At 58.3% G+C, this 16,860-nt stretch carries 14 protein-coding genes; 4 read left to right on the top strand and 10 right to left on the bottom strand.

Annotation, left to right across the window (positions count from 1 at the left end; genetic code table 11):
• Nucleotides 1-2: 2 nt before the first annotated feature.
• The 6 genes from RSQ48_RS10405 to xdhA form a co-directional block, all read right to left on the bottom strand.
• Nucleotides 3-677 carry a response regulator transcription factor gene (locus RSQ48_RS10405; RefSeq protein WP_003799351.1) on the bottom strand — a complete coding sequence of 225 codons (675 nt, stop codon included), beginning with the start codon at nt 675-677 and terminating at the stop codon, nt 3-5.
• 59 nt (nt 678-736) lie between these two features.
• Nucleotides 737-2,038, bottom strand: coding sequence for a methyltransferase family protein (locus tag RSQ48_RS10400; protein ID WP_415301764.1), 1,302 nt, complete (start codon nt 2,036-2,038; stop codon nt 737-739).
• Between the two features lie 187 nt (nt 2,039-2,225).
• Nucleotides 2,226-3,551 (bottom strand): guanine deaminase, encoded by a 1,326-nt coding sequence (gene guaD / locus RSQ48_RS10395; RefSeq protein WP_415301763.1) that lies wholly within the window; start codon nt 3,549-3,551, stop codon nt 2,226-2,228.
• Nucleotides 3,552-3,575: 24 nt separating this feature from the next.
• On the bottom strand, nt 3,576-4,544 hold the full coding sequence (xdhC, locus tag RSQ48_RS10390) for a xanthine dehydrogenase accessory protein XdhC (protein WP_059318853.1): 969 nt from the start codon (nt 4,542-4,544) through the stop codon (nt 3,576-3,578).
• On the bottom strand, nt 4,541-6,868 hold the full coding sequence (gene xdhB, locus RSQ48_RS10385; protein WP_415301762.1) for a xanthine dehydrogenase molybdopterin binding subunit: 2,328 nt from the start codon (nt 6,866-6,868) through the stop codon (nt 4,541-4,543). Before xdhB ends, xdhC begins: the two co-directional genes overlap by 4 nt.
• On the bottom strand, nt 6,868-8,361 hold the full coding sequence (gene xdhA / locus RSQ48_RS10380) for a xanthine dehydrogenase small subunit (protein ID WP_240208603.1): 1,494 nt from the start codon (nt 8,359-8,361) through the stop codon (nt 6,868-6,870). The genes xdhB and xdhA overlap by 1 nt, the downstream gene beginning before the upstream one ends.
• Before the next feature lie 143 nt (nt 8,362-8,504).
• Between xdhA and RSQ48_RS10375 the strand changes: the two genes are divergently transcribed.
• Complete coding sequence (locus RSQ48_RS10375; RefSeq protein ID WP_039942897.1) at nt 8,505-9,446, top strand: LysR family transcriptional regulator; 942 nt, start codon at nt 8,505-8,507, stop codon at nt 9,444-9,446.
• Nucleotides 9,443-10,201: a LamB/YcsF family protein gene (locus RSQ48_RS10370; protein WP_003799367.1), complete on the top strand. Its 759-nt coding sequence runs from the start codon at nt 9,443-9,445 to the stop codon at nt 10,199-10,201. Before RSQ48_RS10375 ends, RSQ48_RS10370 begins: the two co-directional genes overlap by 4 nt.
• Here the strand turns inward: RSQ48_RS10370 and RSQ48_RS10365 are convergent, their stop codons facing one another.
• From RSQ48_RS10365 to RSQ48_RS10355, 3 genes are all read right to left on the bottom strand, one after another.
• The gene (locus tag RSQ48_RS10365; protein WP_003799369.1) at nt 10,202-10,390 is read right to left on the bottom strand and encodes a DUF3008 family protein; all 189 of its coding nucleotides are present in this window, start codon (nt 10,388-10,390) and stop codon (nt 10,202-10,204) included.
• Between the two features lie 116 nt (nt 10,391-10,506).
• Nucleotides 10,507-11,709, bottom strand: coding sequence for a benzoate/H(+) symporter BenE family transporter (locus RSQ48_RS10360; protein ID WP_003799370.1), 1,203 nt, complete (start codon nt 11,707-11,709; stop codon nt 10,507-10,509).
• Nucleotides 11,710-11,734: 25 nt separating this feature from the next.
• On the bottom strand, nt 11,735-12,499 hold the full coding sequence (locus tag RSQ48_RS10355; RefSeq protein ID WP_003799372.1) for an AraC family transcriptional regulator: 765 nt from the start codon (nt 12,497-12,499) through the stop codon (nt 11,735-11,737).
• A 96-nt stretch (nt 12,500-12,595) separates the two neighbouring features.
• On the opposite strand from RSQ48_RS10355, the gene RSQ48_RS10350 reads away from it, so the two are divergent.
• Nucleotides 12,596-13,792, top strand: coding sequence for an MFS transporter (locus RSQ48_RS10350; protein ID WP_415301761.1), 1,197 nt, complete (start codon nt 12,596-12,598; stop codon nt 13,790-13,792).
• A gap of 89 nt (nt 13,793-13,881) precedes the next feature.
• Here RSQ48_RS10350 and RSQ48_RS10345 read toward each other — a convergent pair whose 3' ends face one another.
• Complete coding sequence (locus RSQ48_RS10345; RefSeq protein ID WP_051010388.1) at nt 13,882-15,054, bottom strand: MFS transporter; 1,173 nt, start codon at nt 15,052-15,054, stop codon at nt 13,882-13,884.
• A 1,010-nt stretch (nt 15,055-16,064) separates the two neighbouring features.
• Between RSQ48_RS10345 and RSQ48_RS10340 the strand changes: the two genes are divergently transcribed.
• Nucleotides 16,065-16,853: a deaminated glutathione amidase gene (locus RSQ48_RS10340; protein WP_415301760.1), complete on the top strand. Its 789-nt coding sequence runs from the start codon at nt 16,065-16,067 to the stop codon at nt 16,851-16,853.
• Nucleotides 16,854-16,860: the final 7 nt, after the last annotated feature.

Here is a 16,860-nt window from a genome sequence, read left to right as displayed (position 1 = left end):
GTTTAACTCTCCTGTTGCAAACGCCAGCCCATGCCCGGCAAGGTTTCGATGGTGCCTGCACCGGCTTCCGACAGGGCCCGTCGCAGAAGATGGATTTGGCTGCGCAATGCTTCAGGCGAAGGGGCACCCTGTGGCCAGAGTGTTTTTTCCAGTGCGCGACGCGTCAAAATGGCCTGCGGATCACGCAACAAGGCCTCCAGCAGCTGGCGGGCCTTGAAGTTCAGGTGTAGTTCTTGCCCGTTCACGCTGACCAATGCGGAATCCAGGTTGTATTCCAGACTCCCCCAACGCAGGGAGCCATGTTGGACCTGTGGCGGCCCCCGTCGCAACAAGGCCCGCAAGCGTGCCTCGACCTCGGCTAGCGCGAAGGGTTTGATCAGGTAATCGTCTGCGCCCAGGTCAAAGGCGGTCAACTTGCTCTCCAACTGGCTGCGGGCGGTCAGAACCAGAGTGGGGATGGGGCTATGCCGGGATTGGCGCAAGGCCTGAAGCACCCCAAAACCGTCCAGGCCCGGCAAGCCCAGGTCCAGCACCAGGGCATCGAAATCCTGTTCCTCCAGCAGTGCGAGGGCGCCATTGCCATCGTAGGCGGCATCCACCACAAAGCCTTTCAACTCCAGGTAGGTATAGAGATTTTCGGCAATCGTTGTATCGTTTTCAACAATCAGGACACGCATGACAGCTTGTTCCACAGAGTAAGGCCGGTTCTTGGTGAGCTTACTGCACCTAAGGCTGTTCAGGGTAGACGCAGCAAGACAGGTACCCAGCCATTGATCTGCAGCCATTGGGCCAGCGCGAAAACGGGCCAGATCAGGAAATAGGGTAGCGCATCACGCAATGTTCGTGCCAGGCCGCCTAAAGAGACTTGCAGTTCAGCAGGGCTGTTCCACAGACTCAGGCGTGGGGCCAGACGAGGGACGCGCTCACAGTAATCCAGATAGGCCTGACCAAACACCTTTTGCAGCAGGACCTGCTCTTCGTCAATCACATTATTGAATACGGCGTAGACGAACAGGGCCAGTACAGGGCCCAGTAGCAGGCTGCCCGACAGGGCTCCCATACCCATGACCGCGCATAGTGAAAACAGGTATAAAGGGTTGCGACTGATGGAATAGGGGCCCTGGCTGATCAGGCTGGAACCTTTGTGTCCGCCCAGATACAGCATGCACCAGCAACGGCCCAGTACGGCAATCAGGACCAGGCCCAGCCCGCTCATGCGTGTGAACTGGAACACCAGTGAGTCGGCCTGCCAGGTGGGCGCAAAGAACGGCAAAATGAGGACCATAAGACCGCCAAACACCCCCAAGGTGCGACGGCGCTGCACCTGAACGCTGGCCAGGTGTTCCCACGCCTGTTCGACGGTGGCGCGTTGGCTATGTGAAGCGGACCAGCGCTTGGGGTTCACAATCAGGGGATAGAAAGCCAGGCTGCCCAGCAACCAGACAATGGCCAGCGAGGCAAATACCTGTGGTAGGTCAAGACGCTCCTGGTCGGCTTCCAGCAGGCCCAGCAAAAATGCACACACTAGTCCCGCCAGCAGACCGCCCCAGCGCAGGCGGGACTGGTTCAAGGCCCAGCCTGCAAAGTACAAATGCAGCAGGCCGGCTCCCACCGCAACGACCGCCCCCACACCCAGCAGGGGTTTGAGCTCGGGCACCCACAAGTACATGATGTGCAGCCCGTAGGAATCAGCCGTACGCTGCAGCAGTAGCATCAACAAGGGAACCGCCAGAAACAGACTGGTGCCCAACAGCATGATGCGCTTGCCCGGCAAGGCGTCCTGTCCACGCAAACGCAACAGTTTCCAGGCGGCAAATGACAGGCCAGCAGCCGCAATCAAGCCGGTCAACAGGCCTTGCGCCTCTTTCATTTCATGGGCCATATGGCCAGGCTGACGGCTGACGGCCAGTAACGGGTTGAGTGGTGACCAGTCCTGAGCCAGGCTGGCCAGCCAGAGAAACAAGAAAGTGACTCCTAGAACTTGGGTTAAGAGGTAAAACAAAGCGTTACGCTGTACCTGGATAGAGGTGCCGGACATAAAGAAATCTCGCCAAGAATAAGAGGGAACCGGAACTGGTTCTCTGCTGACGGGCTCAATGTATCGTTGGCAGCGTAAAATCCGCGTGAAATTGCGCCAGGCCCCAGCGGGCCGATGAGAGCGAAGCAGCGTTCCCGGGTTCGGTCAGCGGTCGATGACCGAACCCGGGCATGCGTGCCTGTCTGCGTTAGTGATCGCGCTGATGTACCCGACGACCGGCGCTGTAGCTGGCTTGAATGCAGCGGTCATCGCCCAGCAGGGCCAGTACGAATAGCTGTTCTTCCAGCGAGTTCAGCAAGGCGCTGCGGCGCGCCATCAAGGCGGTGGCCTTGGGGTCCAGGACAATAAAGTCGGCCTCGGCGCCGGGTGCCAGCGTCCCGATTTGCCCTTGCATGTCCAGGGCGCGGGCGGCGCCTTCGGTGGCCATGTAAAACATAGACGTCGCCGTCAGGTGGTAGTTGTTCAGACGCGCTACTTTGTGCGCCTCGTTCATGGTGCGCAGCATGGAGAACGAGGTGCCGCCGCCGACATCGGTGGCTAGCGTGTGCAGAACCTTGCTTTGACGGATGGATTGAAAGTCGAACAGGCCCGAGGCCAGAAACAGGTTCGAGGTTGGGCAATGGGCCGCGACACTGCCAGTATCATGCATGCGTGCCCGATCCTGTTCATCCAGCCAGATGCTGTGACCGTAGATAGCGCGAGGGCGTAGCAGGCCAAAGCTGTCATACACATCCAGGTAGCTGCGGTTCGTGGGAAAGAGCTCACTCACCCATTTGATCTCGTCTTTATTTTCGGCCACATGGGTTTGTAAAAACACGTCAGGGTAAGCACGGGCCAGCTCGCCACAGGCTGCTAATTGTTCCGGGCTAGAGGTGGGCGCAAAACGGGGGGTCAGGGCGTAAAGCTGGCGGCCTTTGCCATGCCAGCGTTGAATCAGGTCTTCCGAATCGCGCGCGCCGGACTCGGCCGTATCTTGCAAATAATCCGGGCAGTTGCGGTCCATCATCACTTTGCCCGCAATCATGCGCAGATTGCGCTCGTGGCTTTCCTCGAAAAATGCATCCACCGACTGGGGGTGGACACTGCCGTAGACCAGGGCAGTCGTCGTGCCATTGCGCAGCAGCTCATCCAGAAAAACGCCGGCCACTTCGCGAGCATGTGCGCTGTCACCGAAACGGCCTTCTGTCGGAAACGTGTAGGTTTCCAGCCAGGGCAGCAGGCCGCTGGCCGGAGAGGCGATGATATCCGTTTGTGGAAAGTGCAGGTGTGTGTCGATCATGCCCGGCATGATGATTTTCCCGCTCAGGTCAAGCGTTTGCGTACCGGCAGGCAACGTGTCCGACAGCTCGGACCAGTCGCCGCAGGCCTGAATCCGGCCTTGTTCATTGACCAGCAACAGACCGTCGCTATGGTAGCGTACTGCCTCGGCAGGGTCTTCCAGCGTGGTGGGTTCCGCTACAAAGTACAGCAGTTGGGCGCGGTAGGCGCAGGCAGGGTGTAAAGAGGTAGTCATAGTGTCCTTGAAGTCGGGGTCGCCTCAGCGACTGAGCCGGCCCATTGCGTAGGCGTGGGCCAGCAATTCCGCGGCGACGGCCACGGCAATAATCGACGGGGCCTTGCCGTTGATGCCGGGCATGCCGATGGGGCAGACCAGGTCCTGAATCCGGGATTCGGGCATGCCGCGTTGTTGCAGACGGCGCTCGAACTGACGGCGTTTGGTCATGGAGCCGATCAAGCCCACATAGGCGGTATCGGGGCGGCGCAAGATCTTTTGGCACAGCGCCAGATCCAGGCCGTGATTATGCGTCATCACCAGAAAATAGCTATTGGCAGGAGCCTGTTCGATCAGGGCATCGGGGATATCCGTCACTTCCAGGCTGACGTTGTCGGGAACCTGGGCGGGAAAGAGTTCGGGGCGTTCGTCAATCCACAGAACCCGGCAGGGCAGGGTGCCCAGGATCTGCACCAGCGCCTCGCCAACATGCCCTGCTCCAAACAGCAAAATGGTCAGGGGAGCGGGGGGCAGGTCTTCCAGCCAGACGCCTTGCGAGCCGTCGTAATCCAGTCGGGACTCGTCGACGAGAGACGGGCACTGGATATCCACCAGCTTGCTGCCATCTGGCCGTAACCGAGAGCGGCGACTGACGGCCTGCCCGGCGCGTAGGGTTCCGTCCAGCGCCTCCAGCCAGTCCAGATCTGCCGTGTCCAAGGTTTCGTACAACAAGGTAACGACACCGCCACAGCATTGGCCCAGACTGGGGCCCAGCGGCAGGCGACTCATGCTCCAGGTCGGTCCGCCCGGCTGGCCGAGCAAGACACGAGCCTGCTCGGCGGCCACCCATTCCAGATGCCCGCCACCAATGGTCAGCCATTGTTCCGTCTGGCTGAACAGCATGACGGTCCCTGTCGTGCGCGGCGTGGAGCCTTTGGCCAGCGCCACCGAACACAGCACCAGCCGCTCGCCCGCTTTTAGACGGGCGAGGGCAAGAGAGGGCCAGTTACTCATTTCGCAGCGCGAATCGCCGTAACTGCCCGCAACACGGCTTCCGCCGTTGCGGGTGCGTTCAGCTCAGGTTCGATTTGGTTATTGCCCACGCTGGCCACGGCGTCGCGAATGGCATTGAAGACACAAAATGGCAGCAGCAAAGGCGGTTCACCCACGGCTTTGGAGCGATGAATCGAGTCCATGGCATTGCAACCGTCGAACAGCTTGACGCGAAAGTCGGTGGGACAGTCGCTGATGGCCGGGATTTTGTACGTCGACGGGGCATGCGTGGTGAGCTTGCCTTGGGCATTCCATACCAGCTCTTCAGTCGTCAGCCAGCCCATGCCTTGGATAAAAGCACCTTCAACCTGCCCGATATCCAGGGCGGGGTTGATGGATCGGCCCACATCGTGCAGAACATCAGCCCGCAAAAGGCGAGACTCCCCCGTCAGTGTGTCGATCAGCACTTCCGCGACCGCCGCTCCGTAGGAGAAATAGTAGAAGGGGTTGCCCTTCATGACCTTGGAGTCCCAGTGCAGGCCAGGGGTGGCGTAAAAGCCGTCGGACCACAGCTGGACACGGGCTTGGTAAGCGTGCTCAACCAGTTGGAAGAAGGGCATGGTCTGCTCACCGATCTGGACTTGACCACGCTCGAACTTCACGCTGGATTCTTCTACCGAGAACAACTGGGCAGCCACTGTCGTCAGACGCTGGCGAATCTGATGGGCGGCATCTTGGGCGGCTTTACCGTTCAGGTCTGTACCCGTGGATGCGGCCGTGGCCGAGGTATTGGCCACCTTGGTCGTATCGGTTGCCGTAACGCGGATATGCTCCAGATTCAGGCCCAGCTCATGGGCGACCACCTGAGCCACCTTGGTGTTTAGCCCCTGCCCCATTTCTGTGCCACCGTGGTTAACCAGTACGGTGCCGTCGCGATAGACGTGAACGAGCGCACCCGCTTGGTTAAAGGCAGGCACATTAAAGGAAATGCCGAATTTCACTGGCGTCAATGCCAGACCCTTTTTCAGGATCGGGCTGCTGGCATTGAATGCACGGACTTGTTTACGACGCTCACGGTACTGACTGCTTGCTTCCAGCTCGGCCACCAGCTCGTGAATCACATTGTCGACCACGGTCTGATCGTAGGGCGTGACATTGCGCTCTTTCTTGCCGTAAAAGTTGATGCGGCGCACATCCAGTGGATCTTTGCCCAGACGGCGGGCGATCGCGTCCAGCGCCACTTCCATTACCAAGGCACCCTGCGGGCCGCCAAAACCGCGAAAAGCGGTATTTGACTGCGTATTGGTGCGGCCGCACAGTGCGCTCATCTCGACATCGGACAAGTAATAGGCGTTGTCAAAGTGACAAATTGCGCGGGTGGCTACCGGGCCGGACAGGTCGGCGGAAAAGCCTGAGTTGGCGGTCATGTCCAGGCGTGCACCCAGCAGGCGACCGTCCTCATCGTAACCAATGTCGTACTCGTAATAGAATCCGTGACGCTTGCCGGTAATCATGAAGTCGTCGTCGCGGTCCAGGCGCAGCTTGATGGGACGTTGCAGCTTGACGGCGGCCACACTGGCCACGCAGGCGTATAGCGCAGACTGGGACTCCTTGCCACCGAAACCGCCGCCCATGCGTCGACACTCCACATGGACCTTGTGAGCGCCAATACCCAGACAGTGGGCAACCAGTTGCTGCATTTCCGATGGGTGCTGGGTGGAGCACCAGATATGCACGGCACCGTATTCCTTGGGTACGGCGTAGGAAATCTGGCCTTCCAGATAAAACTGTTCCTGCCCATTGCATTGAAAGCTGCCCTGCAGGCGATGGGGTGCAGCTTCCAGAGCCTTTTTGGCATCGCCTTGCTTCAGGTTCATGACGGGAAGCACGCCGGCCTGAGCCGCTTTGGCTTCCTGAGGTGTCAGAATGGCTGGCAGATCCTCATAGGTGATCTGGCCCAGACGGGCTGCACGACGTGCCTGATCATGAGACTTGGCAATAACGGCGAAAACCGGCTGCCCGAAGTAATGCACCACGCCATCAGCCAAAATGGGATCGTCATGCAGAATCGGGCCACAATTATTGGCGGCCGGGATGTCGGCAACCGTCAGAACCGCAATGACTCCCGGCGCGCGGCGCACGGCGTCCAGGTCCACGTTCAGCAAACGGGCATGGGCCCGTTCGGACAGCCCCAGAGCAATATGCGCGGTACCTTGCAGCTCGGGCAGATCGTCCGTGTAGTCCGCGGTGCCGCTGACATGCAGCTCGGCCGATTCGTGCAGGAAGGACACGCCCACCCGCTGGGCGCTTGCAGTATTCAGGTGGTCGATAGAGTCAATTTTCATCACAAAGTCTCCAGGCTGGCTTGAGCTCGGTGAAAGACGTTTAGCTGGGCGGGACTCAAAGCGTGTTCAGGGTGGGTTTCCAGAAAGAAGCGGTACAGCAAATTGGCGGCACTCTGCTGGCGATACTCGCTGCTGGCACGCATGTCGCTCAGGGCCTGATAGTCTTGTTGCAGCGCCTGCATGGCCGCTTGTACGTTTTGCTCGCTCCACGCCTGGCCTTGCAATACTTGCTCGGCCTGACTGGCCCGCTTGGGTGTCGCGGCCATGCCGCCAAAGGCAATACGGACCTGTTTGACGGTCTTGCCGTCCAGCTCTATCGCAAAGGCAGCGCAGACAGCGGAAATGTCCTGGTCAAAACGCTTGGACAGCTTGTAGGTGCGAAATTGCCACTGGGCCTTGTGACGGGGGACCAGCAGGCCTTGCACGAATTCGCCCGGTTCCATGGCGGTCTTCTGGTAGGCCAGATACAGGTCCTCCAAAGGCATGACGCGTTCGACGGCGCCTTTGCGCAGCACGACGCGAGCACGCAGCGCAATCAAGGCTGGCATGGAGTCGCCAATGGGCGAACCGTTGGCCACATTGCCTCCCAGCGTGCCGGCGTTGCGAATCGGAAAGGAGGCAAAGCGTTGGCGCAGCTCTGTCAACTCAGGGTGGTCCTCGATCAGGGCGTCAAACGCGTCGTTCAGCAGCACGCCCGCACCAATGTAAAGATCGTCCTCGATGGGTTTCAGTTCACGCAGCTCGGCCACCTGGCCGATGTAGATCAGATGTGGCAAGTCGCGGAATTGCTTGGTCACCCACAGTCCAATATCAGTACTGCCGGCCAGAATACGGGCGTGAGGATACTGTTCGCGCAACTGGGCCAGTTGATCCAGTGTGCGGGGGGCGTGGAAGGTCTGGCCTTGGTACTCGTAGGCCAGCATGTCCTTGTGGCGGATGGTACGCAGGGTGTCTTCAAGGGCTGCGCGGTCCAGACTGACAGCGGGGTAACTGTGCATGGCCTTGGCGGCATCAATAATGGGACGGTAGCCCGTGCAGCGGCACAGATTGCCCGAAAGCACATCGTCGATTTGCGCCCGGGAGACGGGACCATCCTCAGGCGAGTGGCCCATGTACAGGCCCCACAGCGACATGATGAAACCGGGCGTGCAAAAGCCGCATTGGGCGCCATGCCAGTCCACCATGGCCTGTTGCACGGGGTGCAGCGTGCCGTCTTGCTGGCGCAGATCCTCAACGGTATAGAGTACTTTGCCGTCCAGGGTCGGCAGCAACTGGATACAGGCGTTGACAGCACGCAATTGCAATTGATTGTTCTGGTCCAGTTCGCCAATCATGACCGTGCAAGCGCCGCAGTCACCCTCGGCACAGCCTTCTTTGGTGCCGGTGCAGTGCTGATCCTCACGGATGTACTGTAAAACGGTTCGCGTGGTGGGGGCGTGAGCCACTTCCTGTACCTGGCCGCGATAAATAAAACGAATTGGTCTTGTCTCCATGATCTCACTCGACTGGTTTTTTACGGATCGAAGATAGCATTTGCTTAGGACGCGAACATTTGCCTGGAATGATGTTCACTATATAGGCGTATGAGTGTCTATACGGATCAACGGCGCGGGCCAGCGCTTGTATTATTTTGATCATGCCAAAATTACGAGAACAACTAGACCTGCATTTGCTGCGGGTATTGCAGTCGCTGCTCAAAGAGCACAGCGTCTCGCGTACGGCCATCCGCTTGGGCATGTCCCAGCCGGCCGTCAGCAATGCCTTGCGGCGCTTGCGTGAAATCACGGGCGACCCGATTTTATTGCGCGGTAAAAAGGGGATGGTGCCTACCGAGCGCGGCCCCTTTTTGCTGGCACATGCCACGGAAGCCCTCCAAGCAATCGAGCGAATTTCTGCCGCCGCAGAGCCTATGGATCCCAGCCAGTCTACCCGGGTTTTCAATCTGGGGGCGCCAGACTATCTGGACGGGGCTTTTATCCCGGATATCGCGGAGCGGGTACGTCGCCAGGCTCCGCAGGCCCGTCTGGTGGTCCATACCATCAACCCGGATCTGGATTACGTGCAGGCCCTGGAGGAGGGCGAGCTGGATGTGGTGATCGGCAATTGGCTGGAGCCCCCGGAAAAGCTGCATCTGGCGCGTCTGTTTGATGATGAGGTGGTCTGCATGCTGGGCCGCCATCATCCACTGGCCCAGCGTGGCCTTTCCTTGCAGCATTATCTGGAAATGCCGCACCTGGCTCCCTCGGCCCATGTCACGGACAAGCGTGGCTTTATTGACGGCTGTCTGGCCGAGCAGGGGATCAGTCGGCAGGTACAGATGGTGGTACCGTATTTCGGCTTGGTGCCCGGTATTTTGAGTCGTACCGATATGGTGTTTACCACCAATCGTCAATTTGCCGAGTACTATGCTCGCATTTTGCCGATTACGGTCTTGCCCTGTCCGATCCATTTTCCGCTGATGCGTTTCTATCAGCTGTGGCATCCGCGCACCCACAATGCGGCCGAGCTGCTGTGGTTTCGGCGTTGCATTGCCCAGGCTGCCGGTCGGCTGGACGGCTTATCCGAGGGAACAGCATGAGCTTGAACATAGATTTGAATTGCGACATGGGCGAGAGCTTTGGGGCGTGGGTCATGGGCCAGGATGAGCAGGTCATTCCCTGGGTCAGTTCCATCAATATCGCCTGCGGCTTTCATGCTGGGGACCCGGGCACCATGCGCAAGACGGTCGCCCTGGCCCTGAAGCACGGTGTCAAGCTGGGCGCCCATCCTGGTTTGCCGGATCTGGCGGGTTTTGGCCGCCGGGTGATGGCAGTGACGGCTGAGCAGGTCTATGACCTGGTCGTGGTGCAGGTGGGAGCGCTGGCCGCGGTGGCCCGCACCCAGGGAGCCCACTTACATCATGTCAAGGCGCATGGCGCGCTTTACAATATGGCCGCCAAGGACGTTCAACTGGCCCGCGCCATCGCTCAGGCGGTGGCCGATATTGATCGTAGCCTGATCCTGTACGCCCTGGCGGGCAGTGTCCAGGTGCAGGCCGGGCGCGATGCCGGCCTGCAGGTGGCACAGGAAGTGTTCGCCGATCGCAGCTATCAGGATGATGGCAGCCTGACTCCGCGGCAACAGCCTGGCGCCATGATTACCGATGCGGAGCAGTCGGTACGTCAAGTGATGCAGATGATCGAGCAAGGGACAGTGACCAGCCTGTCCGGCAAGACCGTGTCATTGTCAGCGGATACCTTGTGTTTGCATGGCGATCAGGCAGGAGCTGCCGAGTTTGCGCAGCGTTTGCATCAAGCCTTTGCGCAAAGCGGCATCCGCGTACAGGCAGTCTGATTACGCTTTGTGTTCGGGCAGGTTGCGACGAGCTGTGTCGGTACTGGCCAGCTCTTCCAGCTCTTTTTCGCTCATGGTGTTGTACATCTCCAAAGACGCTCCTTTCAAGCTGGACACAGGCGTTTCCCCGCGCTTAGCCGACAAGGCTGCTCCGGCGGCTTTCTGTTGAGCTTGAGATAAAGCAGGCATAACGCACCTCCATAAAAAAGAGTCACGTCTGTAGTGTGCCAAATGGCAAAGACGGTAAGGCAAGCAAATGTGAGGCTTGTTTGCCGTCTTGAACAGAGGCTGAGGGAAAAGCCCACTCAGGACACTTTTCGTTTCTGAATCAAATAGATAGCCATGCCGAAAATCAGACCCCAAAAGGCGCTGCCGATATTGAGCAGGCTCATGCCCGAGGCGGTGGTCAAAAAGGTGACCAGGGCCGCATCACGGGTATCCGGGGCTTCCAGCGCCATGTGAATGCTATTGCCTATGGTGCCCAGCAAAGCCAGCCCGGCAATGGCCGCGATCAGTTCCGTGGGGAAAGCGGCAAACAGGCTGACCACGGTGGCGCCGAAAATACCGGCGGCAATATAAAAAATACCGGCCCAGACACTGGCGCGGTAGCGCTGGCCTGGGTCGGCATCGACTTCCGGCGTCATGCACAGGGCCGCACTGATGGCGGCCAGATTGTAGGCGTAGCCGCCAAAGGGGCCGAAGATCAGCCCCACAATCCCCGTCCAGCTGATGACGGTGGAGTTGGGGGCGTCATAGTTATGGGCCTTCAAGACGGCCACGCCCGGAATGTTTTGCGAGCTCATGGTTACGATGAAAAACGGTATGCCCACCCCGATCAGGGCCGTCCAGGAAAACTCCGGCCAGACCAGTACGGGCGTAGCGGGCGTCCAGCTCAAAATCTCCATTTTCAACAGGCCCTGCAGCGCGGCGATGGTGACACCGGCCACCAGAGCCAGAGGGACCGCATAGCGGGCTGACCACTGGCGCACCGTCAAAAACACAATGAACATGCCCAGACACAGTAGCCATTGGGTCTGCATGGCGCCAAACAAATCCAGACCAAAGCGCAGCAGGATTCCGCCCAGCATGGCGCCGGCAATGCTGCGTGGCATGTAGTGCATCAGCTTTTGAAAGCTGCCGCTAAGGCCGCAAATGGCGGTTAGCAAGGAGGAAAACAGAAAAATTCCCACGGCCTGGGACATGGGCAGCCCCACCAGTCCGGTGGCCAATAAGGCCGCGCCGGGCGTGGACCAGGCCGTCAGAATGGGAATTTTGTAGCGCAAAGACAGGCCTGCCGACAGCAGGCCCAAACCAATACCCAAGGACCACATCCAGGAGCCCAGTTCGGCTGTACTGGCCCCGGCCGCCTGTGCCGCCTGAAAAACAATGGCCGCGGAACTGGTGTAGCCCACCAGCACGGCGATCAGTCCCGCCGACAGGTGAGAGATCTGAAACCAACTTAATAAGCGATGCAGATATCCGTTGCGGGACAGAGGTGTGGAGGTCATGGATGTGTGTTGAGGGTAAGGGGGCTTAAGAGGATGGGCTCTGGCCTACGTAACGGCTGGGGGTCTCGCCCACAATGGATTTGAAAACACTGATAAAGGCACTGATCGAGGTGTAACCCAACTCCCTGGCAGTGCTTTTGACAGACATGCCTGAACCCAGTTTTTGCAAGGCCAGCATGATCATGAATTGTTGACGCCAGCGCCCAAAGCTCATCCCTGTGTGTTTTAGCATATGTCGGGCCAGGGTGCGCTCGCTCATAGCCAGTTCTTGAGCCCAGTCGGCCATGGTGGGGCGTGAATCAGGCTGCTTGAGCATGTGCTGGGCAATTGTTTGCAACACCCTGTCTTCCGGCACGGGAACGTGCAGCTGGCGGGTGGGCATCTGGTTCAAGGTCTCCAGCAGCACCAGAGCCAGTCTATGGGTCTGGCTGCCCAGCTCGTAGTCAGCCTTGAGCTCGCTCAGGTGAATAATCAGTTCCCGCACCAGGGGACTTAACTGCAGGGTGCAGCAGTGCTCGGGCAGTTGATCCAGGCCGGGCTCAATATACAGAAAATGGATCAGGGCCTGATCGTCAACACGGGCGCGGTGCCGGATGCCCACCGGCACCCAGACCGCGCACAGGGGCGGCACCATCCAGTAGCCCTGGTCGGTCTGCAGGGTCACCGAGCCATATTGCGTCATGATCAGTTGGCCATTGGGATGGGTATGCAGGGGATTTTCGGTCGTGCTGCCCATCGCCATCTTGATGCTGAAAACAGGCCCTCCCTGCGGGTCAGCGCTAAAACTCATGGTTTGTCTGTTTAGAGGTATAAATTGTCATAATATCCTGTTTGCGTCGAAGCGGTAAAACGATAGACTAGGGTTTTTACCTACTGGTCGTTTTTCATGTCCCATTCTCGCTTTTCCTGGTTTGCCCACCCCATGCTGGTATTAGTGGGGGTGTTGCTGATTGCGGGCAATCTGCGGGCTCCGATTACGGGTATAGCGCCCTTGCTGGACCTGATTCAGACAGATTTGTCTTTGTCGTCCACGCAGGCCGGCCTGCTCACTGCCATGCCTTTGTTCATCTTTGCCGTGATTTCATTGCTGGCAGCGGGCATGGCTCGGGTGGTGGGCCTGTCTCGTTCTTTGTTTATCGCTTCGGTGCTGATCGCCGCCGGTGTGGTGTTGCGCATTCTGGGTGGGGTAGGCGAGCTGTTTGCGGGTATTGGTCTGCTGGCGGTCGGCATTGCGTTGGGCAATGTGCTGTTGCCGTCGCTGGTCAAACGCCATTTCCCCATGCGCATCAGCCTTGTCACGTCTTTGTATGTCTTGTTCATGGGCTTGGTAGCGGCGTTCAATTCCGCTCTGGCGGTGCCCATGGCCGAGTGGACGGGCCAAAGCTGGCGTTGGTCGTCCCTGATTGTGGTGGGAATCATGGCCTTGGCCTGCGTGGCAGTGTGGGCAACGCAACTGGGTGCAGACCGACGTGCCGCACAAGATGCCCCCGCGCTGTCGGCGTCCGGCGCTCCGGTATGGCGTTTGCCGCTAGCCTGGTATATCACGCTGTATATGGGCTTGAATTCCTTGGCCTACTACATGGTGGCCAGCTGGTTGCCCGTGATGTTGGTGAGTTATGGTTTTGAACCCGATCATGCCGGCCAGATCCATGGTTTGATGCAACTGGCCTCCGCCGTGCCGGCTTTGCTCTTGATGCCGCTACTCAGTCGTTTGCATGATCAACGTGTGGTGGCTTTGGCAGGGGCCGTGCTTCAGACGCTGACCTTTGTGGGATTTCTTGTCCTGCCGTCCTGGTCATCGCTGTGGGCAGTCTTGTTTGGCTTTGGTAGCGGTAGTGTCTTCTTGATTGCCTTGTCCTTGATCGGGGTGCGTTCCACCTCTACCTCGCAGGCCGCCTCCTTGTCGGGCATGGCGCAGTGCATGGGCTATTTGCTGGCCGCCTTTGGACCTCCTGCCATGGGGGGCTTGCATGACATGTTTAACGGCTGGGGTTGGGCTTTGGGTTTGTGCATTCTGGTCAGCTTCGGTATGGCCTATGCGGGTTGGCTGGCTGCTCGTCCAGCAGTGCCCCGCACGTTCTGATGCTGTCAGGGGCGTCACGCAGCTCAGTGTTAGGGAGAGATGAAAAAACAGCCCCTTGGCAGATGCGTGCGGTCCAGGGGGCCATCTACTCAGTCCTTGATGCGCAGCGAAAGGGTATGCAAGGCCAAACCACCTAGCGCCAGCAGTGCGCCTACCCAGGCGGTGGAGGTCCAGCCCCAGCCAGCTGCAATGGTCAGACCGCCCAACCAGGCTCCCAGTGCGTTGGCGAGATTGAAAGCAGAGTGGTTCAGGGCCGCTGCCAAGGTCTGGGCGTCCCCGGCTACATCCATCAGGCGAATTTGCAAGGCAGGCCCCAAGGCGACCATCGTGCCGATCAGCAGGATGTTCAGTGAGCCCAGAACAGGGTGATGGGCGGTCAACATAAATAAAAGCAGGACGCCGCTGGCCCAGATCAGCACCAGTTGGATACTACGATCCAGATGGCGATCGGCATAGCGGGCACCCAGCAGATTCCCCAGCACCATGCCCAGACCGAACAGGGCCAGCACCATGGGGATGGCACTCAGAGACAAGCCGGCCAAGTCCATTAATGTGGATTTGACGTAACTGAACACCGAGAACATACCGCCAAAACCAACGGCCCCTATGCCCAGTGTCAACCAGACCTGCTTGCGTTTTAAGGCGCCCAGTTCCCGTAAAGGACTGGCCAGGGTATTGGCAGGGACAAACGGGACAAAACGCAGGATCAGCGCCATGGTCAGCACGGCAATCACGCTGACGAAAATGAATGCTGCCTGCCAGCTCAGCCATTGACCCAGCGCCGTAGCGATGGGTACGCCCAGCAAGGTGGCCACCGTCAGGCCCAACATTACGTAGGCGACAGCCTGAGCCCGGCGGTGGGGGGCGACCAGGCGGGCAGCGACCAGGGCGGCGACACCAAAGTAGGTGCCATGGGGGAAGCCGGCCAGGAAGCGGGTGACCCATACCGTGCCATAAGAGGGGGCAATTGCCGTCAGGAAGTTGCCCACTGCGTAAGCGGCCATCAAGGCAATCAACAGGCGGCGCCAAGGCCAGCGCGCGCCCAGTACGGCCAGTACCGGAGCGCCGATCACCACGCCCAGGGCATAAGCACTGATTAAATGGCCGGCGGTCGGGATGTTGATGCCCAGATCCCGGGCCACATCAGGCAACAGCCCCATGATGACGAATTCGCCAGTCCCGATGGAAAAGCCACCGACGGCTAAAGCCAGGATGGCCCGTAAAACGTGTTGTGCAGATAAGGAAGGATGTGAGGAGGACAAGATAAGGCCTGAAAAACAAGAGGGAGGGAGGGTAGGTCCCTGACCGGGTATTGTCGCGTACTCCCGGGTACGGACTCAAGATTTTCCGCGGCTCAATAGCTGTCTACCAAGGTCGGAAGTAGATACGTTTTTCTAATTTTTAATTATCTCTACGTCCTAGCACAAATTAATTTAAGGATCTATAGCGTCTGCCTTAAACAACGTAGGCTGATTTTTTTATTTTTTTTATATAGAATCACGGTATTGGGTTTTTTGTATCCAATCATTTTCCTGTGGTAGCTTTCCCCTGATTTTGCAAGAAATCGGGGGTTTTTTTTATGCTATTTATTTTCAATTTCAATTATTAGTTCATTGATTATTCAAGCGCAAAGCGGCCTGCAACAGCGTTCTCACGTTTTGGCCCTAGAAAGGGGCGCTGCCCCAGTATAGATGACAGAGTCTGCGGATGCTTACGCCAGACTCTTTTTTTTTCGTTCTTTTTATGTTGCTCAGTAGAAAATAAAAAACAATATGTCCGGTCATATTAAAAGCTGGTAAAAGGAGTAAAGGATTTAACGAATTAAAGCGTGTCGCTGGCTGAGTTGATTCTCTGTTTAAGCTGGTCAGCCTGTTTTTCGGTATAAGGTCGAATTTTTTCTTTGTTATTTCTTTTATCTTATTTAAGGCATGAATAAATTTTATATCTCATTGAGATGTGTTTTTTTAACCATGCTGCATGAGAGAGCAATTAATTCGCTGGCACGCATGCTCGCTTTTGTTTGAAAGGTGGGCATGGCCCCCCTGCGCTGGGAGGCCTATGAGCACGTCAAGGCGCTCATGGGGAGGCTTGTCTGCTGTGGAGGTTCGCGCAGCATGGCGCTCTCCTTGTGGACCTGGGGCCAGCCATCGGTAAAAAGCGCGGCTGGAGCGGGGTAGCGGATAGGGTGATGGGCGTTCGGGCCCCGGTCCGGCCTGCTCAGAGGCGACGGCTGCGTTAGAATCGATCAGGCCGCACAGCCAAGGAGGTGATCATGAAAGTTGCATTGGGCCAGATGGCCGTATCCAAAGATTCCCAGGAGAACCTGACTACCTGTCTGGGGCTGATCGAACAGGCATTGCGCTCTGAGGCGCAGTTGCTGGTGTTGCCGGAAGGGGTTCTGGCGAGAAATGTGGCCGACCCGGAGCTGGTGCTGAAATCGGCCCAAACACTGGACGGTGAGTTTGTCAGCCGACTGCGGACCGCGACCCGTGATACTGACCTTACGGTGGTGTTTTGTATTCATACCCCTGCCAGTGAGGGCAAGGTCTGGAATACGCTGGTGGTCTTGCGTGATGGCCTGGTCGTGGCGCATTACAACAAGCTGCATTTGTATGATGCGTTTTCGGTGCAAGAGTCGCGCTATGTGCAGCCGGGTACCGAGATCCCCGCTTTGATCGAGGTGGCCGGTTTCAAGGTGGGTTTGATGACTTGTTATGATCTGCGCTTTCCCGAGCTGGCCCGACGCTTGTGCATCGAGGGGGCGCAGGTGTTGCTGGCACCTGCGGCGTGGCTCAAAGGGCCCTTGAAAGAGCATCACTGGCGAGTGCTGACGACAGCTCGTGCTTTGGAAAATACAGCCTATATGGTGGCTGTCGGTGAATGTGGTGAACGCAATATTGGTCAAAGTCTGGTGGTAGACCCATTGGGTGTGATCGTGGCGCAGGCGGCGGAGACGCCAACCTTGTTGCTGGTGGATCTTGATCGGGAGCGTCTGGCTTACGCCCGCCGTATTTTGCCTGTTCTGGAAAACCGTCGCTTTGCACCGCCTGAACTGGCTTGACGAGCGG

Source organism: Alcaligenes sp. SJTW-7 (assembly GCF_047716895.1).
GTDB lineage: Bacteria > Pseudomonadota > Gammaproteobacteria > Burkholderiales > Burkholderiaceae_B > Alcaligenes > Alcaligenes ammonioxydans.
This window is presented reverse-complemented; position numbering and strand designations above follow the sequence as displayed.